Here is a 19,264-nt window from a genome sequence, read left to right on the forward strand (position 1 = left end):
ATGGAAGAGGAACAAAATAAAACACCCAGAAAAAATTGGGACTTTATGATTGGAATAGCTTTGGTGCTATTCGGGAGTTTCAGATTATACCAGCGAACGATGACTCAATCTGAATGGGATTACAGAGTTATACTTACTGTTTTATTTATAGCCTATGGTGGTTTTCTTATTTTTAGACATTTTCAAAATTCTAAAAATAACTAATCTGACTTAAACGGTATTTTACTCATCGCTCTTTCGGTTATTGCTGTGATTGACAAGGATGGATTAACGCCGGGATTGGCGGATATCATTGATCCATCGCATATATACATATGATCATAACCAAAGACTTTATTATTCATATCTATAACACCTTTAGCTGTACTTTCTGCCATGACTGCTCCGCCTAAAATATGAGCGGTAGATGGAATCCCTGCAAGCGGTTCTAATCCAAAAACAGTCTCTTTTCCACCTGTAATTGCTGCATATTTCTTTGCCAGATCAAGCGATTGTGGTATAAATGCACTTGGTCTTTTACCCTCGGTTACTGTGGTGTTCATTTTACCTAATGAGTTTAGTTTAAATTTCAGGGTGCTATCTAATGTTTGCATAAACAATAAAATAGCCGTGCTCTTACCCCAGTTTTTGGTTGTATATAATTTAAGATATGCCAATGGTGACTTAAAAAAACTAGTAACCATTTTTGTGACCCTGATGATGGTGTTTTTTCCATGGGTTAATGGTAAATGAGACAATCTCCAAAAACCGGAACCTTTTGCATATCGTACAATTTCTAAATGACTGTTTTCATCTGTGTTCAAAATTGATCCAATAGCTACGCCTTTAGACATATCCTTCTTACCATTAAGATTAGTCACACTAATGAGACTTTCATTATTGGTTCTTATATCTGCTCCCAAGCAATCCGACAATTTAGGTAAAGATTTCTGCTTCAACTTCAATAGTAATTTAACGGTACCCAAAACCCCTCCAGAAAAAATAACACCCTTAGTTTTTACGGTTCTTTTAGAACTGAAAAAGCCTGTTGACGATACATATTTCACATGATATCCATCTTTATCAGGCACTACATCGAAAACTTCATTTTCTGCCAAAATATGCGCTCCTAATTGCTGCGCCAAGTATAAATAGTTTTTATCCAGTGTATTTTTTGCTCCTACTCTACATCCAGTCATACAACCACCACAAAAGTTACAGCCTGTTCGATCCGGACCTTTTCCATCAAAATAAGGATCTTTAACCGTTTTATTGGGAGCGCCAAAAAATACTGCGACGTCAGTAGCAGAAAAATCGTCTTTTATATTCAAGTTATCTGCTAACTCTCGAAGCGCCTTATCACCATCAAAAAGTTGAGGATTTTTCTGAGCGCCCAGCATACGCAATGCAGTTTTGTAGAATGGTGCTAACTCTGTTTGCCAATCTGCCAAGTTCTTCCAGCTTCCCGAAGTAAAGAATTTTTTCTTAGGAACAGGAAGTGTATTTGCATACACCAAGGAGCCTCCTCCTACTCCGGTTCCTGAAATCACTACTACGTGTTTAAAAAAAGACATTTTCATGATGCCGAACCATCTTAAAAAAGGAACCCACAACCATTTCCGAAGATTCCAATTCGTTTTTGGAAAATCTTTAGGCTTATACCATTTTCCTTTTTCGATAACCAAAACTTTATATCCTTTTTCAGAAAGACGTAAAGCACTAACCGAACCACCAAAACCGCTTCCGATAATCACATAATCATATTCTTTTTCAATATTCATATTTTTAATATTATATCGGTTTTTGGAGTACACATACAAGTAAGTATATATCCCTGATTTATTTCATTATTTAAAAGAACTATATCTTTCTTAGAGTTCCAGTTTACTTCTCCCTTAATCAATAAAGCTTTACAAGTACTACAATCACCCATTTTACAAGCGTGTGGTAGTGTATTTTTAGTTTCTATCGATCCTTGTAATATTGTCTCAGCACTATCGGTATTGAATGAGAATTGATTACCACTCATTGCTATATCAATCTTATGTTTTACACCAGAAAGTTTATTAAAACTCTCAGAAAACTCTTCCACTTTAATTAAATCACCCAAAACACCAAGCCTACTCAATACTTTCTTAGAAGCCTCCATCATTGCCGATGGACCACATATATAAAAATAGGAATCTACCGATAACTTTGATAAATAGTCGTATTGTACGTCTACATTTAATATTTCGAAACTTAATAATATATCTAAACGGTTTGGATAATGTATAGAAAGTTCTTTAAGTTCTTGATCAAAGATTACTTCTTCTTCACTCCTAGATCCATAAAGTAATGTCACTTTTTCTTCTGAAGTTCTTAAAACAGATTTGATCATAGACATAATAGGCGTAATACCGCTTCCACCAGCAATAAACACAAAGGGTTTATCAATACTTTTTGGCAACAAGAACTTACCAAATGGACCAGAAACTCTTAACTTATCCTTCTTCTTAATAGTATTTACTAAATGATCAGACAACTTTCCCCCTGCTATTCTTTTTATAGCTACCGCAAGCTTTCCTGTAACAGGATCCTCACAAATAGAATAACATCTACTTATTAAATCTCCATTAACTAAGTCTGAAATGACTACATATTGACCAGCTTCATAAAGAAAAGGAATCTGATCTAAATTTTTGAAAACAAGTTTGACCGTGTTTGATGTTTCTCTTTGTATTTCTTCTACCTCTAAAACATAATTCCATTTTTTTCCTAATTGAATATCTGAATATGTATTTTTTTTGTCTAACAATTTTAAATCCTGATCTCTATAACCCTCAATCACAGATTGTTTTTCTAGTAATTCGGATTCCATATCCAAAAAGCAACTTTTATATTTATAAAAAGGCACTCTAGGGTGTAAATGATGTATCAGATGGTAACTTTGGTATAGTGATAAAAACTCTAAGCCTGGAATCGTAATAATACGTGTATTACGATACCTACTTAAATTATTATGCGGATAATGCGGTAACCAATCAAAAGAAAAAGCTAATACTGGTGCGGCAATAAGCGCTGATAAAATAAACACAAAAAATAATGTGTTTGCATATCCTAAAAAAATCACAGCGCTTAATATTGAGATAAGAAAAAATAAAAACAAAATAGATTGTCCTCTAATTTTGTTCATTGCTTCGTTCTTTTTACTGTGCTTGCCTAAAGCCAATTCAAAATAATAGCCGATCAATGTAAGGCAACGAAAGAATATTGACAAAGGGTTACTACCATTAACATAATGATCCGGATCATTTGCTGGGTCATTTGTGTGCGCATGATGCCTAAGATGTATAACTACAAATGCAGAAAAAGGAAATAATAAAAAGAAACTAGATATCCAACCCAAGACTTTTTCTAATTTCACAAACGACTGAACTCCTCCAGAAATATTACCATGACTAGCTTCGTGTGCAATCGTAAACATTCCATATGCTAATACAGCTCCTATAATGGAGGTCCATATTGGCCAGAGCCCTAATAAATAAAATTTCCAAAGTAAAATATATCCAATAGATAAAACGGAAAACAAAAGTATAGTTGGCCAAGCTACTTTTCCAGAATATTTTTGCCAAACTGCTTGATTTTTCACAGGTCAAATGGTTATGTTTGAAAAAGATATTTTATTTTTCGAACTATTCAATCAAATATAGTTCGCTTATTAGAAAATACCAAATATGGGAAGAAAATCAATTCATCGAGAAAGAAAGCAAAAAACCAAAAAAGTAGAACAATGGACGCAAGCACTTCTTCCGAAACTTACGCAAACTGCACTTGGTGACCTTACTATAAACGACTTGGCACTATTAATGAATAAGAGTAAGTCTACTATTTATCAATACTTTGTAACCAAAGAAGAAATTTTTGAGTATATCACTCAGGTAAGAATCGATCAACTCAAAGCTTATAAAAATGAAATCTCAGGAGAACTATCTGCATTGAATTATCAATATGAAAGCTTAGCTAAGATATTAGCAGAAGGAGTAAAAGATATTTCGCCTTTTTATCTAAAACAATTACAAATTCATTTTCCGGATGCCTGGAATATCGTTGAGGTTTTTTTAAAAGACCTATTAAAAGACCTTAAACAGTTTTATATTTTTGGAATCGAAAATAAGATATTTACCTCTGTATCACCAGATTTACTTATTAAAATGGATGAGTATTTTATCATGCAACTGATTACAGATCACACTTTTTTTAATGACCATCAACAAACATTAGAAGTGGCGATCAGGGAGTATATCTTTATAAAGTTTGAAGGACTAATCGTAAACGAATAAGTATAAAAAATCCTGCTAACTGCAGGATTTTTTCATTATTTTACTCTCGTGTATAAAATTTATACGTTTACGGCATACATTTTCTCACGTAACTCTTTGATCTTTTTATCGCTCATATACTCATCAAAAGTTGTATATCGATCAATCACACCGTTTGGTGTTAGCTCAATTACTCGATTGGCAACTGTTTGTGCAAATTCGTGATCGTGTGTTGTAAACAGAATCGTTCCTTTAAAGTTTTTCAAAGAATTATTGAATGCTGTAATAGATTCCAGATCCAAATGATTTGTGGGTTCATCCAGCATTAATACGTTTGCTCTGGTCATCATCATCTTGGACAACATACAACGTACTTTTTCACCTCCTGATAGTACATTTGACTTTTTTAATGCCTCTTCTCCACTAAAAATCATTTTACCAAGGAAACCTCTGATATATACTTCTTCTCGCTCCTCTTCTGTGGTTGCCCATTGACGTAACCAATCTACCAGCGTTAAATCATTCTGGAAATATTCACTATTATCAGCCGGCAAATAGGATTGTGTGGTGGTTACACCCCAGGAAAATGTTCCGGCATCTGCATCTTTCTTGCCGTTTAGAATTTGATAAAAGGCTGTGGTTGCTCTAGAATCTTTAGAAAAAACGACTACTTTATCGCCTTTAGCCAAATTGATATCTACTCCTTTAAATAGCGTTTCTCCTTCCGTGCTTGCGGCTAAACCTTCTACATTCAAAATCTGGTCTCCTGCCTCACGATCTCGTTCAAAAATGATGGCCGGATAGCGGCGGCTAGAAGGTTTAATATCTTCTATGTTCAATTTTTCAATCATTTTTTTACGAGAAGTAGCTTGTTTTGACTTTGCCACGTTTGCACTAAATCGAGCAATAAATTCTTGCAACTCTTTCTTTTTCTCTTCTGCTTTTTTGTTCTGCTGTGCTCTCTGACGTGCAGCAAGTTGAGAAGATTCATACCAGAATGTATAATTACCGCTGTAATGATTGATCTTACCGAAATCTATATCAGAGATGTGAGTACAAACCGAATCCAAAAAGTGACGGTCGTGAGAAACTACAATCACTGTATTATCATAGTTAGCTAAAAAATTCTCTAACCAAGAAATCGTTTCATAATCCAGGTCATTGGTGGGCTCATCCATAATTAAAACATCAGGATTCCCAAACAAACATTGTGCAAGTAAGACACGTACGCGTTGTTTGGTATCCAAATCTGCCATGCTGGTATAATGAAGATCTTCCTTGATTCCAAGATTTGAAAGCATCGTAGCTGCATCGCTGTCTGCATTCCACCCGTTCATTTCTTCAAACTGTACTTGTAACTCACCTATTTTCTCGGCATTTTCGTCAGTATAGTCTGCATATAAAGCATCAATTTCCGTCTTTATCTTATACAACTCTTTATTACCCATAATTACGGTTTCCAGAACTGTGTATTCATCATAAGCATAATGATTTTGTTCTAAAACAGACATCCTCTTTCCCGGTTCTAAATGTACGTGGCCCGAGGTAGGATCCATTACTCCTGAAAGGATCTTTAAAAATGTAGACTTCCCGGCTCCATTTGCACCAATAATACCATAGCAATTACCTTGAGAAAAGGTAGTATTTACTTCATCAAATAAGACACGCTTACCAAATTGAACCGAAAGATTAGAAACTGATAACATAGTTATGAATTGTATTTTCGGCAAAAGTAGAAAAATGGATTCAAAACCTGAAAGAAATAGTAGTATTTTACCTTGATTTTCAATAATGAAAGCTGATGACCAACATAAAAATTTCTTTTTCTCCCAACATTGGCTAATAATAACACAATTAACGAATTCTTAACAAGTCTTGGAAATCATTCCATTTATTTTTGAATGTTAGTCAGTAAAATAATTGTACCCAAAATGTATATGTTCAGGATAAAGCATCTCCTCTGTATTTGTATGATCAGTTTTTGTTTGTTTAGTTGTGATTTTGAAAAAGAAGTTACAAAGGACTACATTTATTTTGGAGGGGAAATTGTAAATCCGAATGCCGACTATATTGTTCTTTTTAAAGACAGTGATCAAAAAGACACGATTTATTTAGACAAGAATAACCGATTTTCGCACAAACTAGAAGGGTTAAAAGAAGGGTTATATTCTTTTAGACATAATCCTGAATATCAATTAATACTTCTAGAAAAAGGTGATAGTATTTTATTGAGATTAAATACATTAGAATTTGATGAATCTCTGGTGTTTACCGGAAAAGGTTCTAGAAAAAACAATTTCTTAATTGATATGTTTTTGCAAAATGAATTAGAGCGAGAACAATTAGAAAAACAAAGGGTAAGGCAAACACCAAGACAATTCAAGAAAGAACAAGATTCTTTGTATGATCTGAGACTACAAAGATTTGATGATCTTACTAAAAAATACGAGTTTAGTAATCTTTCTAAAAAAATCTGTAAATCCAGTTTTGAATACGATTTCTATTCAAGATATGAGATGTTTTTATATCGATATCAATATTCAAAAATGCAGCAAAAGGATCCGTCCTTAGCGTTTCCTGATGGTTTTTTTGATTACAAAAAGCAGGTGAATTTTAATGATGATGATTTAATGAGATTATATTCTTATAATCGATTTCTCAATCATTATTTTACCAACTCATCTTACACTAAATATATGAACCAAAAATCTTTCTCTAAGAGTAAGGTTGAATACACATTGTACAAACTTGATCTTGTAGATAGCATGATCAACCATTCCTATATAAAGAATAATCTTTTACGAGGTATAACAACAAATTTTATATTAGATAACAAAAACGATTATACCTCTCAAAAGGTACTGAATCATTACTTATCTATAAGCAGTAATGAAAAATTTCAAACAGAGCTCGTAGAACTAGCAAAAGCTACAGCTCGACTAAAACCGGATAACATTATTCCGGATCAGGATCTTATCTCATCAAATGGGGAAATGACCAAACTATCTTCTCTTTTTGAGAAACCTGTTACTGCACTTTATTTTTGGTCTATAGAAAGAAAAGATCATTATGTAAAAGCCCATAAAAAGACAAATTATCTAAGTAAGATATATCCTGAAATTGATTTTATAGGTATTAATACGGATGACGAACAAACGGATAACTGGCTAAAGACAATTAAAAGACACAATTATAATCTTGATCGTGAATATGAATTTAAGTTTCCAAAATGTTCTTCAGATGAACTAGTAATTCATTACACCAACAAAGTAATTCTTGTTGATCAAGATGGAAAAATAATAAATCCGAATGCAGATTTATTTTCACCTTTCTTTGAAAAGCAGTTAATGAATTATAGCAAGATTGTGAATTTAAAAAAACAAAAAACTGTTCTCGATTAAAAGAACAGTTTTTTGATTTCTACGTTTTAGAACGTTTAGTTTCCTTTTTTATAATCAGCCAAGAATTTTGCCAAGCCAATATCTGTTAAAGGATGTTTTAATAGTCCTTCAATCGATGAAAGCGGTCCTGTCATAACATCGGCTCCGATTTTTGCACAATCAATTACGTGCATCGTATGTCTTACAGAAGCGGCTAAAATTTGTGTATCAAAGCCATAGTTATCGTACACCATTCTAATCTCTGCGATTAAGTTAAGACCATCTGTAGAAATATCATCAAGTCTACCAATAAAAGGAGAAACATAAGTTGCTCCTGCTTTTGCAGCCAATAACGCCTGACCTACAGAAAAAACGAGCGTACAATTGGTTTTAATTCCTTTATCGCTGAAATATTTTATTGCTTTTACGCCCTCTTTGATCATTGGTACCTTTACGATGATTTGATCGTGAAGTTGAGCAAGTTCCTCTCCTTCTTTGATAATACCTTCGAAATCCGTAGAAATTACTTCGGCACTTACATCTCCTGTTACTATATCACATATTTTTTTATAATGTTCTATAATATTTTCTTTTCCTGTGATACCTTCTTTAGCCATCAAAGATGGATTTGTAGTTACCCCATCCAGTACTCCCAAATCTTGCGCTTCTTTAATCTGATCAAGGTTAGCGGTATCAATAAAAAACTTCATATTGTTGTGTTTAGATTTATGATTATTTGTTATGATTCTTATTTATAATTTTTTCTTCAAATACGAGGTCAAAATTACAACTTATAATGATTCATTAGTAATTTCTCATATACTTTATCCGGTAAAATTCGCTTTAATACAATAGAAAATTTTTGCATAAATGCTCCTACCCTGTAATGTACTTTTGGATTATGGGTTTCTATAACTTTATATACGGCTTTAGCCATTTCATCCGGATTCATACCTTCATCCACATGTTCATCCATTAATTTCAATGACTCACCATAAGATTTTTCATAAGGTGATCCTTCGATAACCGGGGCGTGATATCGTCCGGCTGCAATATTGGTAGCAAAATCCCCAGGAGCCATATTAGTCATATGGATATTAAAGGTCTTCAACTCCATTCTCCAGGCTTCGGTAGTTATTTCTAATGCGGCCTTAGATGCACTATAAATACCTCTGTATGGTAATCCCATATATCCTGCGATTGAGGTGATATTAATCACCAAACCACTACCTTGTTTTCTCATGATTGGTAACACAGCTTTGGTGACATTAACAGGGCCAAAATAATTAGTCGTAAAATTTTTCAGAATTTCTTCTTCGGGAATCTCTTCTAATGGGCCTGTAATTCCGGCTCCTGCATTATTTATAAGAACATCCAATCGCCCGTGCTTTTGTTCAATGATATTCACTGCAGATGCGATACTCTTTTTATCGGCAACATCTAATTGAAGTAAGGTAAAAGCATCAAAATCATTAAACCTAGAAGGATTTCTACTAGTCCCGTATACGATACACCCTTTATTGGTCAGAAAGATCCCTATAGATTTACCAATCCCAGAAGACCCTCCGGTAATTAAAACAACTTTAGCTTTTTGATTTGTGTTCATATCCGCAAATATACATTTGGAATTATGAATAACGAATTATGAGCTACGAATTATGAATTTTTAATGCTGGAATGTCTATTTATTCATAGGTTGACCACTTAAAATATCGCGACTTATTTCACCAGGTAATACTCTAAATACCCGAATATTAATAGCATATCTATCACACAACGCCTTAATATTCCTATCAATTTGTTCCTTAGAATATCGAGATGAAAAATGACCAAGAATCAACTTTTAGAATAAAAAATTGTTATTACCAAGCTCGTATTGTTCAAAAAATACTATACCGAATAGATTTTTAGATCAGAAATAAATTTGAAAGACTGTTCTAACAAAATGCATACAATTATCGGTATGCTATCTTTTTTCAACACGTTTAAAAAAACTATGGCTCTTTGTAAATATTTTAAGAAAATACATACTATCTGTTAAAGCTTCTAAAGAAATTTCGTGAGTACCTTTTGAAGTAATAGGATACTTTTTCAATAATCTTCCTCTGACATCATAAACTTCAACTAACTCAATTTCAAACACATCACTTTTAACATTTACATTATCTTTTGTAGGATTAGGAAAAACAAGTATCCCATTTTCCAACTGATTAATATCGCTTACAGATAATACCTGATCCACTCGCAGATCAAAAGAACAAGATACTTGATTATCCGAAGAATCTTTAGCAGACAAAGTGATATTAGTTAAAGAAGATCCTGATACGACGGTTCCAACTGAAGGTTCCTGAACTACGCTTAACTCTGCTGTTGGTGTACAATCATCAGATATCATGAATGAATAATCTGGTATTGTAAAAGTGTTATTACTCTCAGCTATTTCGGTAATGGTTTCTGTTGGACATGCAATGACAGGGGGTAGACTTTTTACGATTACATTAGCCGTTGTTGTATCTACATTCCCGCTTTTATCCGTTATTGTTAAAGTCACTACATTCTGTCCTTCATCATCACAGCTAAAAGTTGTCTTATCCAAAGAAACGCTTTCGATTATACAATCATCGAAAGAACCATTGTCAATATCTGTGACTTGTATTGAAGCCTCACCTTGTTCATTTAAAATAATTTCAACATCCTTTGCGTAAGCTTCCGGAGGTACCACATCCAACAAACACTTATCAGTTCTTCCTATAACCTCTATTTCGGCAAGTTTTATTATATTATTTCCAACCGCTTGTATTCTAACAAAGCGACCGCTTACATTTAAGTTGTTTAGTGAAAACTTCCTAGCTGGTTCGGCATTAGTATAATACTCATAATCTGCGTGATTTCTTGCTTCGGACAGCGACATATTGCCAAAAGGACTTTCAGAAATTAACACGTAAAAATCCTTAAAATGGGTAGATGGTGTTTCTATTGCAGCGCCATTTAATTCTACTGTATTCCAAATATCAATAAAATCGATCGTTTTTAATTCTCCAAGATCCAAGTCATACCAAGGCTCATTTTCCAATTCTGTTTGAGAAAAACTTCCCAGGGGAACTAACCCACGTTGAAATATCTGGGCATTAACCCTACCATTGGTATTCTGATCGATAGCCTTATGAGCATCACAATCAATGGGATAAGAATCATACGTTACACCTGTTGCGGTACTGCTCTGTGATACATTCGCAGATAAAGAAATTAATTGATTTTGTGGCACAAAATTAGATAAAGGTTCTTGTAAAGGAGAAGCAAAGACTCCAGTATTAGGAGCATTATTAATTTTTATACGAATCGGAAAAGCTGTATACGTCGAACTGAGCCTATCGGGTATTTGCTCTTGTATAATGAAATACAAATAATCGTCAAACGGGTGCTGATACACCCCATTTTGAGTTACATATTCGTTAAATTTGGATACAGAAGCAAATTCATAGATGCGCTCAGGATATCCTTCCCTTAACGTGCCCTGGGCTAATGCTTGTCGTATACCAAAATTATAACTTCCCAATTGATCAGTTATCATTCCATCTACCTCAACTTTAAAATCATTAATTGCATAATCTACTTCCAGATCAGCATCTTCTGCCAAGGTAAAAGTTACCGGGCGCGTCACAAAATCCGAAGAACTTGCGTGTATAGGATTATCAGAATGTTCATTATATACTGTTGTAGTAGCAGGATCTTCTTTTACGATTTCATAAAAATTCGAAACGTTTTCCGTTTCCAGATCAATAAAATACCAAGGGGTAAAACCATTATTTCTGGTTTTTAATTCTCCATTGCCACTCTCTACTAATTTTGACGCGGTGACCCCATATTCTAAATCCACCAATTTAATACCATCAAAAACATGATTATGAGAATGTTTCCAAAGGTAGATTCCCGCAGAATTATCGTTTTTCCCGGATAAGAATACATCATGAAATGTATAATCCGCCTGGTAGGTAATAGAAAGTGCTTGATTAGCTCCCCAAACATAAAAACCATCAAAAACCGATCGGGATTCGTGATTAACACCCATATCCCTTTCAATGGATTTTAGCCCCAGATTTGTCCAGATGATAGTTGTGTTTTCCATGATAAGAGCGACTTCTACCGGCATAATCCCATCGCCTTCTTTACTATATCCGTTGACACTTAGTGGAAACTGGTCTACTTCAAAACCTGGGCGCACTGTGGCCAGTTGCAAAGGGTCTACCCTATCTACGCTATTAATTACAGGATTCATATTCATGACCCCTACACCTTGGTTTGCATTGGCAATTACATTTCCGCGACAAACCACTGCACGACCTTTCATTCCCAAGCCTTGTCCAGAAAATAAGTAATCATCATGAAAAAGTGCAGAAATATAAACATCTTCACTATGTCCTTTACTTGTTTTTACTACTAGATTTTCATCCCAAAAACCAGTTTCGCTTCCTGATTCTGAAACAATCCCAGAACCGATTACGTCATATACCACGTTTTGCGATACATTAGCATGTGAATCGTGATGTGTAATTCCCCATCCCGGATTTCCCCACACTACGTTTCCCGTAACCTGTACCATATTAGCTCCATATTTGGCTCCTGTTTTATGTAAATGAATCGAATACCTACCCCGATGATTTGTTATATCTTTCGCCGGTGCGTCGATCATTTGAGCGCATTCTTGACCGAGAGCGGAATTTTTTGATTTGAAGACTTTTGGTTCTATCCAACGGTCCCAGATACGATCATCTAATAATCGCGACTTATCCGTCCTGCCCATATCTAAAAAAGCTGTATTGCGGATTTGAACATTGGTATCATTATGCATCGCCATAAGATGCCCTCTATTATGAACTGCATTAGGCGATGTTGATCTGAAGGTGATATTTCTAGTCAGGTTACCCACATAGCAATGTAAGTTATCCTGAGGTCTTCCTTGATGATTCTTGTTTAAATTGCGAGTTGTTGTAATACTTGCTCCACTGATTACGTCAATTGTTCTTTCATCCTCACCATTATTTGTTGGGTTCTTATTACCGCCGCGTGTAATTATAATCGTGTCATCTGCTTTCCAACCTATAGGAATACTGGATAAAGTTAGCTGTTTTTGTCCTGACATAGCATCTGATGCTAATTTTACCATGTTCGTTTTCTCTTGACCAATAATCTCTAATTTCCCCATTGCTACTAATCCCAATGATAATTGTTTAGGATCCCAGCTATATCTTCCGGTTACTCCAGGGCCATCATCATAGCTTATTCTACTTTCTTCTATGATGGCCGTATCGCCAGCTAAAGCTTCTTCATATGTATTATATCGTTTACTACCTGTATGTTTTCGAACCACTTGATCCACCAAATCTCCATCAGAAAATTGAGAAAAAGCATCTGCATTCCAGCTTTGTGAATATCCAGTCGTTCCATTTTTATGTGCCTGAATATCAAAAGGCGCAATATTCACCTCAATTTTACCATGACCTGATTCATTTGCCAAAAATTGAATAATTGATGTATGAGTTCCTATAAAAGTATCAAATGTCAATGAAGTACTATTATTACTATTTGTCTGGGTACATGTAAAACTACCATCAACCCTAATTGCAAAAATATGGCTAGCGGACTGGCCCTGATAAGTTACTGATATATTTTCCGGAATATGCACAATAGCGGCGTCTGCCGGAACTGTACCTGTGTTCCATGTTGTGCCCGAAAACCAAGACCCGTTATTTACGGCGATATGTGTTGCTGTATTTTCCGGTATTAAACCGTCTAAGTTATGTTGAGAAAAAGTTGGAAATAGTGTAAAAAACAGAAATGTAAGAAAAAAAGTGATTTTAAGCATTTAATAACTGTTTTAGGTTGTTCGTCGGCAAATATATGTATTTTATCGATTAAAACAATTATGTTTGTTAATTTTTTTAACTAAAACAACTTACTTGTAAGATAATTATTCCAAACAATTATAAAATTCTCTGGAGATTTAAGAAAATCTAATGCCTTGGTAAAATGATGTGTAGAAAAAGTATTCAAGGATTAATAAAATAACAAAATAGCTGACATCAATGATCGAACATTCTAAACTACCTTATGAATCAGAGCACTTGTACTCCATGAGTGATCGTTACTATCAAAATAAAACGTTAAGAGAACCATTTATATAAATCCAAAATGTAGAAATCATTATCTTTAGATTTACTGATCTTAGTTACATCATTGCAGTTTTTGTTTTTTATGCCGAACCTAGAACAAACCAAAATGAAGTCACTATTGGGTACAAAAAAAGGCAAGCTACCTACATCACACCGCTACGACCATTTACCTTTGCTGCGTTCCCGCCCTGGAGGATTCAACAGGAGCTGGTTGTGTAGGACTTGCCGCTGCAAAGATACAATCTTTAGTAGATAAAACAATGATTTTTTAAACCCAATTAAAATAAATATCTTGCTCTAAATTTTACCAATATCATGAACAAACGTAACCTATTCGTCATCATTGCTTTATGCTCCTTGATCTTTTCTTGCGGAAGTAATGCCGATGCGAAAAAAAAGTATTTTTCGATAAAAACCGAGGAAAATAAAACCAAATTTCAGTTAGGAGAAACGGTAAAAGCAAGCATCGTAAATAACAAAAAAATCGAAATTGATTCTGTTTCATTTTTTTTAGGAGATCTAAAACTAAAGACGGATGGTAATAATATTTTAGAAGAAAAAATAGACACAGAACGATTAGGTAAGCATCTACTAAAAGCTATCGTATATTTTGAAGGCAAAGAGGAAGATGTGTATAAAAAACTGACATTTTTTAATAATGTACAACCAAAACTGTATACATATAAAATCATCGCAGAATATCCACACGATCAAAATGCATTTACACAAGGACTAGAATTTCACGCAGATACCTTATATGAAAGTACCGGTAAAAATGGTTTATCTTCTCTTAGAAAACTTAACCACAAAACCGGCGAAGTACTCATCAAAAAAGATATAGATAAAAAATACTTTGCAGAAGGCATAACCATAATTGATGATAAAATCTTACAATTAACCTGGCTATCCAAGGAAGGTTTTATTTATGACCTGAATACTTTGGAAAAAACAGGAAGTTTTGCCTACAATAAAAGTAAAGAAGGCTGGGGATTATGTAATGATGGTAAAAAAGTTTATAAAAGTGATGGAACTGAAAAAATCTGGATATTAGATCCAGAAACAATGGCAGAGAAATCATATATCGAGGTTGTCACCAACAAGAGTATAAAATCTAATTTTAATGAATTAGAATGGGTGGAAGGCAAAATTTATGCAAATACCTGGCCTAAAAACGGTTCAACCGATAAATCTAATTTAAAAAGTAGCATAGCCGTGATAAATCCAAAAAATGGGGCTATTGAAGCTGTTGTGGACTTGAGAGGATTAAGAGATAAAGTAACACAACACGATGATCTGGATGTGCTTAATGGTATCGCCTATAAAAAGGATACCAAACAATTATTTGTGACTGGAAAAAACTGGGATAAACTTTTTGAAATTGAGATCATTAAGTAGTTTTTATATCATTTGATTATACATACCCTTCAATTATTTTGTAACACTACAATAAGTGGTTCGTTATTATTATAGTACAGATAATAAACCGTACCTTTGCGGCTTATTTTTAATATATGAACAAATTTGAAGCATTAGGCCTAGGTGAAGCTATTATTAAGGCGGTGAATGAAATGGGGTTTGAAACCCCTAGTGAAGTACAGGAAAAGGCGATCCCTATTTTGCTTAATGAGGAGACGGATATTGTTGCGTTAGCTCAAACCGGAACCGGAAAAACAGCTGCATTTGGTTTTCCGTTAATTGAAAAAGTAGACAGCGAAAGTAGAGTTACACAAGGATTAATACTATCTCCTACGCGTGAACTATGTTTACAAATCACGAACGAATTGAAAAATTATTCAAAATTTAGCAAAGGATTACGAACCGTTGCTATCTATGGAGGAGCCAGTATACACGACCAGGCTAAAGAGATTAAACGTGGTGCGCAAATTATTGTTGCTACGCCAGGACGTATGCAAGATATGATTAACCGCAAAATGGTAGACATATCAAATATTGGTTATTGCGTTCTTGATGAAGCAGATGAAATGCTTAATATGGGATTCTACGAGGACATCACTTCGATCCTATCTCACACGCCAGACGACAAAAGCACGTGGTTATTTTCAGCTACAATGCCAAAAGAAGTTTCTACGATTGCTAAACGTTTTATGCATAATCCTGTAGAAATTACAGTAGGACATAAAAACACAGGTTCTAAGAATGTTTCTCATGAATATTACGTGGTAAACTCCAGAGATCGTTATGCTGCCCTAAAACGATTGGCAGATGCGAATCCTGATATCTTTTCAGTGATATTTTGCCGTACTAAACGAGATACCCAAAAAGTTGCAGAAAGCCTTATCGAGGATGGATATAATGCTGCCGCTTTACACGGTGATCTTAGTCAGAATCAGCGAGATCTGGTTATGAAAAGTTTTAGAAACCGTCAAATACAGATGCTGGTTGCTACAGATGTAGCTGCACGTGGTATTGATGTAGATGATATTACCCACGTAATTAATTATCAATTGCCTGATGAGATAGAGACTTATACACACAGGAGTGGTAGAACAGGACGTGCCGGAAAAAGTGGTGTATCCATGGTTATTGTTTCTAAAAGTGAGGTCAGAAAGATCAAAACCGTAGAGCGTATTATTAAGCAAAAGTTCGAAGAGAAAGAAATTCCTAGTGGAGAAGAAATTTGCCAGGTGCAGTTATTTCACTTAGCCAATGATATAGCTAAATCAGAAATTAATCACGAGATCGACAGCTACTTACCATCTATAAACGAAGTGCTAGAAGATTTCTCTAAAGAAGAACTTATCAAAAAATTCTTTTCGGTAGAATTTTCACGGTTTCATAATTATTACAAGAAAGCTAAAGACCTAAATGCTTCCAGAGAAAGTGGTGACGGTGCTAGAGGAAGAGATGGTAGTACACGTTATTTTATTAATGTCGGCGAAAAAGATGGATTTGATTGGATGACTCTTAAAGATTTCCTTAAAGAAGCTTTAGGATTAGACAGGGATGGAGTAAGCCGTGTAGATGTCAAAGAAAGTTTCTCTTTCTTTAATACAGACTCTGAACATCAGGATAATATCCTTGCGGTTTTTGAGGATTTCAAACTAGAAGGAAGAAAAGTCAATGTAGAAATCTCGAAAGATTCTGGCCGAAGTAGAGGTGGTGGCGGTAAACGAAGAAGAGATAATAATGGAGGTGGTTTTAAAGGAAAACGCAGAAGCGAAGGATTTAAGCCTAAGGGTAAAGGCCGACGTGAGAATGACAGTGGCGGTGATCGAGGTGGTAGCGGAAGAAGAGACCGAAGAAAAAGAAGTGATCGTAGATAATTTTTTTATGAATTAACTAAATTATATGATTTTTGGTCCGATTTTTATGTTATGTTCGTATAGACAGCTGATTTGAGATCAGCATTAACTAGAAATTTTTACTAAAAATATACTTTTGAAGAACATTTTATTACTCATATTACTTATCATAGGTATTAGTATCAACGCTCAGGATACAGATTCAGAAACCGTATCCGGTACAGTTCTTAATGCCTCTACCGATGCAATTTTGCAAAACGTACATATTGTTAATCTTAGCCAGGTAGTTGGTACTATTACTAATAAAGAAGGTAATTTCGAAATTCAAGCAAAAGTAAACGATACGTTATATTTTACTTACATAGGATATAAATCACTTAGAGTTAGAGTAACTAATGACTGGAAAAAGTTTGGTGATGTTAAAATCAAAATGACCGAACTTGGTATTGCTTTAGAAGAAGTAGTGGTTGCAGATATACAGCTTACAGGGTATCTAGAAATTGACGCCAAAAAAATTCCCGTATACAATAATTACAGATATAGTATCTCAGGATTAAATTCGGGATATGAAGGAGGTAGTAATCAACCCGGTGCAGTGAACAAAGTACTGGGTGCTATTTTTAATCCTGCAGATTTTCTCTATAATATTTTTAGCAAGCGTTCTAATGAGCTACGAAAGCTTAGAAAAATGAAAAAGGATGATGAGATAAGGAATCTTCTGGAATCAAAATTTGATAGAGCAACCTTAATGGCGCTACTGCAGGTAGAACGTCTGGATATTGATGAAATATTAAGAAACTGTAATTATTCGGTAGATTTTATAAAGTTTGCCAATGACTTACAAATTCTTGATGCCATTAGTGACTGCTATGAAGAATATAAAGTTTTAGACCGAAAGTAAATAGCATAACTATTATTTCTGTGAGTGTAATGCAATTCTGTTTCCTTCAGAATCCATTAAATACGCCATATATCCGTGTTCTGGAGCTATTTGCTTTTTATTGGACAATACTTGACCTCCGGCTGATTCTACCCTACTGATCTCATTGGCGACATCATCACAAGAGAAATAAATCAACACACCATCCTGACTAGGTTTGTAATGTTCCCCTACATTAATTAATGTACCTGTCGCGACCCCTATTTCATTTTTATTAGGAAACCATCCCATTTGTAGTCCTTCCATTTTATAAAGACTTATTTCGATCTGAAACACGTTTTCGTAAAAAGCTTTTGCTCGATCCATATTTGTAACAGGAATTTCAAACCAAGTAACCATCATCTATTTGTTTAAAAACTATTTCACTTACAATATAATAAACATTTGGAGAAAATTAATTTTTCATGTTAACCTTAAAAAACCATAAAACACTAAAGGAGGTAATTAAAATTAAAACGAAACCATGAAAACATTAAAACTATTCGCCTTATTTTTTATTTCTTTAGTATTTTATAATTGCTCAAACGAAGATGATGGGTTATTCATTGAAGATACTGCTGCCATACAAAAAAGTAGTCTCAATTCTAATATCAACTGGACCGGAACCTGGAACTCTACTTATGGAGAATTGAGATTCGTAGAAAAAGGCCAACTCATTTATGGAGATTATGCCGATATTGGTGTTATATATGGGTACAGACATTTTGTTAATGGTAAGGAATATTTTGAGGGTACCTTTGAAAATTATCGAATGAACAGAAAAGGAATCATTCGTTTTGAAATGGATAATCCTAATTTCAACAATTCATTTACGGGAAAATGGACTTGGGGCAATACTCCTTGGTACAACTGGAATGGTTCTAAATCATCTAAAAAAGAACCGATATTAAAGAGTTTTTATAATGTGAAAGGACAAGTTCTTGATAATAGTACATTTTTAAAAATTCAAAATCCAATATCTATCGAAGTATTTAAAAATGGTATTAGACACTTTTCTACAATGTCAGAAAATGGTTTATATGCATTACAACTTCCTAAAGGAAGCTGGGAACTTAGAGTTACCGACTCCAGGTATCAAAATTTTTCAAGAATTATACAGGTAAAAGAAAATTATGATTACAACAATTATTTTACACAAAATGTATTTTTAACTGAAAGGTAATCTCAAATGTTTAAAACAAGGTATTGTTTAAAAAGTAGAAATATCACTTTTAAACAGTACCTTTTTTCT

14 protein-coding genes and 1 other RNA gene are annotated in these 19,264 nt (G+C 34.2%); 7 read left to right on the forward strand and 8 right to left on the reverse strand.

Annotated elements, in window-relative coordinates; translation table 11 throughout:
• The gene (locus ACE94K_RS18925) at window positions 1–204 is read left to right on the forward strand and encodes a hypothetical protein (protein WP_378176087.1); all 204 of its coding nucleotides are present in this window, start codon (window positions 1–3) and stop codon (window positions 202–204) included.
• On the opposite strand, the gene ACE94K_RS18930 is transcribed toward ACE94K_RS18925, so the two are convergent.
• Entirely contained in the window at window positions 201–1,760 is a 1,560-nt protein-coding gene (locus ACE94K_RS18930; protein ID WP_378176090.1) for a GMC oxidoreductase, read from the reverse strand. The two genes, ACE94K_RS18925 and ACE94K_RS18930, sit on opposite strands and share 4 nt — an antisense overlap.
• Window positions 1,757–3,610, reverse strand: a complete 1,854-nt coding sequence (locus ACE94K_RS18935) for a fatty acid desaturase (protein WP_378176093.1) — start codon at window positions 3,608–3,610, stop codon at window positions 1,757–1,759. The genes ACE94K_RS18930 and ACE94K_RS18935 overlap by 4 nt, the downstream gene beginning before the upstream one ends.
• An 85-nt stretch (window positions 3,611–3,695) precedes the next feature.
• Between ACE94K_RS18935 and ACE94K_RS18940 the strand changes: the two genes are divergently transcribed.
• Window positions 3,696–4,301, forward strand: a complete 606-nt coding sequence (locus ACE94K_RS18940) for a TetR/AcrR family transcriptional regulator (RefSeq protein WP_378176096.1) — start codon at window positions 3,696–3,698, stop codon at window positions 4,299–4,301.
• A 59-nt stretch (window positions 4,302–4,360) separates the two neighbouring features.
• On the opposite strand, the gene ACE94K_RS18945 is transcribed toward ACE94K_RS18940, so the two are convergent.
• Window positions 4,361–5,986 carry an ABC-F family ATP-binding cassette domain-containing protein gene (locus tag ACE94K_RS18945; RefSeq protein WP_378176098.1) on the reverse strand — a complete coding sequence of 542 codons (1,626 nt, stop codon included), beginning with the start codon at window positions 5,984–5,986 and terminating at the stop codon, window positions 4,361–4,363.
• A gap of 264 nt (window positions 5,987–6,250) precedes the next feature.
• Here ACE94K_RS18945 and ACE94K_RS18950 point away from each other — a divergent pair, with 264 nt between their 5' ends.
• A complete protein-coding gene (locus ACE94K_RS18950) occupies window positions 6,251–7,681 on the forward strand; it encodes a TlpA family protein disulfide reductase (protein ID WP_378176100.1) in 1,431 nt (476 codons plus the stop codon).
• Between the two features lie 35 nt (window positions 7,682–7,716).
• Here the strand turns inward: ACE94K_RS18950 and fsa are convergent, their stop codons facing one another.
• The 4 genes from fsa to ffs form a co-directional block, all read right to left on the reverse strand.
• Complete coding sequence (fsa, locus tag ACE94K_RS18955; RefSeq protein WP_378176102.1) at window positions 7,717–8,370, reverse strand: fructose-6-phosphate aldolase; 654 nt, start codon at window positions 8,368–8,370, stop codon at window positions 7,717–7,719.
• A 74-nt stretch (window positions 8,371–8,444) separates the two neighbouring features.
• Window positions 8,445–9,266, reverse strand: coding sequence for an SDR family oxidoreductase (locus ACE94K_RS18960; RefSeq protein WP_378176104.1), 822 nt, complete (start codon window positions 9,264–9,266; stop codon window positions 8,445–8,447).
• A gap of 360 nt (window positions 9,267–9,626) precedes the next feature.
• The gene (locus ACE94K_RS18965) at window positions 9,627–13,523 is read right to left on the reverse strand and encodes a T9SS type A sorting domain-containing protein (protein ID WP_378176106.1); all 3,897 of its coding nucleotides are present in this window, start codon (window positions 13,521–13,523) and stop codon (window positions 9,627–9,629) included.
• A 436-nt stretch (window positions 13,524–13,959) separates the two neighbouring features.
• Window positions 13,960–14,058: signal recognition particle sRNA small type (gene ffs / locus ACE94K_RS18970), an RNA gene on the reverse strand.
• A gap of 87 nt (window positions 14,059–14,145) precedes the next feature.
• Between ffs and ACE94K_RS18975 the strand changes: the two genes are divergently transcribed.
• The 3 genes from ACE94K_RS18975 to ACE94K_RS18985 all read left to right on the forward strand — a co-directional run bounded on the left by ACE94K_RS18975 (window position 14,146) and on the right by ACE94K_RS18985 (window position 17,994).
• On the forward strand, window positions 14,146–15,225 hold the full coding sequence (locus tag ACE94K_RS18975) for a glutaminyl-peptide cyclotransferase (RefSeq protein WP_378176108.1): 1,080 nt from the start codon (window positions 14,146–14,148) through the stop codon (window positions 15,223–15,225).
• Window positions 15,226–15,341: 116 nt separating this feature from the next.
• Window positions 15,342–17,114: a DEAD/DEAH box helicase gene (locus ACE94K_RS18980; protein WP_378176111.1), complete on the forward strand. Its 1,773-nt coding sequence runs from the start codon at window positions 15,342–15,344 to the stop codon at window positions 17,112–17,114.
• Window positions 17,115–17,229: 115 nt separating this feature from the next.
• Window positions 17,230–17,994: a carboxypeptidase-like regulatory domain-containing protein gene (locus tag ACE94K_RS18985; protein ID WP_378176114.1), complete on the forward strand. Its 765-nt coding sequence runs from the start codon at window positions 17,230–17,232 to the stop codon at window positions 17,992–17,994.
• A 12-nt stretch (window positions 17,995–18,006) separates the two neighbouring features.
• On the opposite strand, the gene ACE94K_RS18990 is transcribed toward ACE94K_RS18985, so the two are convergent.
• Complete coding sequence (locus ACE94K_RS18990; protein WP_378176117.1) at window positions 18,007–18,375, reverse strand: VOC family protein; 369 nt, start codon at window positions 18,373–18,375, stop codon at window positions 18,007–18,009.
• A 121-nt stretch (window positions 18,376–18,496) separates the two neighbouring features.
• On the opposite strand from ACE94K_RS18990, the gene ACE94K_RS18995 reads away from it, so the two are divergent.
• Window positions 18,497–19,195 carry a hypothetical protein gene (locus ACE94K_RS18995; protein WP_378176120.1) on the forward strand — a complete coding sequence of 233 codons (699 nt, stop codon included), beginning with the start codon at window positions 18,497–18,499 and terminating at the stop codon, window positions 19,193–19,195.
• Window positions 19,196–19,264 lie beyond the last annotated feature (69 nt).

Source organism: Aquimarina besae (assembly GCF_042434905.1).
Lineage (GTDB): Bacteria > Bacteroidota > Bacteroidia > Flavobacteriales > Flavobacteriaceae > Aquimarina.

Coding starts and splice junctions, on each gene's coding strand:
- ACE94K_RS18925 (WP_378176087.1), top strand. CDS start 1: ATGGAAGAGGAACAAAATAAAACACCCAGAAAAAATTGGGACTTTATG.
- ACE94K_RS18930 (WP_378176090.1), bottom strand. CDS start 1,760: ATGAATATTGAAAAAGAATATGATTATGTGATTATCGGAAGCGGTTTT.
- ACE94K_RS18965 (WP_378176106.1), bottom strand. CDS start 13,523: ATGCTTAAAATCACTTTTTTTCTTACATTTCTGTTTTTTACACTATTT.
- ACE94K_RS18980 (WP_378176111.1), top strand. CDS start 15,342: ATGAACAAATTTGAAGCATTAGGCCTAGGTGAAGCTATTATTAAGGCG.
- fsa (WP_378176102.1), bottom strand. CDS start 8,370: ATGAAGTTTTTTATTGATACCGCTAACCTTGATCAGATTAAAGAAGCG.
- ACE94K_RS18975 (WP_378176108.1), top strand. CDS start 14,146: ATGAACAAACGTAACCTATTCGTCATCATTGCTTTATGCTCCTTGATC.
- ACE94K_RS18945 (WP_378176098.1), bottom strand. CDS start 5,986: ATGTTATCAGTTTCTAATCTTTCGGTTCAATTTGGTAAGCGTGTCTTA.
- ACE94K_RS18960 (WP_378176104.1), bottom strand. CDS start 9,266: ATGAACACAAATCAAAAAGCTAAAGTTGTTTTAATTACCGGAGGGTCT.
- ACE94K_RS18995 (WP_378176120.1), top strand. CDS start 18,497: ATGAAAACATTAAAACTATTCGCCTTATTTTTTATTTCTTTAGTATTT.
- ACE94K_RS18940 (WP_378176096.1), top strand. CDS start 3,696: ATGGGAAGAAAATCAATTCATCGAGAAAGAAAGCAAAAAACCAAAAAA.
- ACE94K_RS18950 (WP_378176100.1), top strand. CDS start 6,251: ATGATCAGTTTTTGTTTGTTTAGTTGTGATTTTGAAAAAGAAGTTACA.
- ACE94K_RS18990 (WP_378176117.1), bottom strand. CDS start 18,375: ATGATGGTTACTTGGTTTGAAATTCCTGTTACAAATATGGATCGAGCA.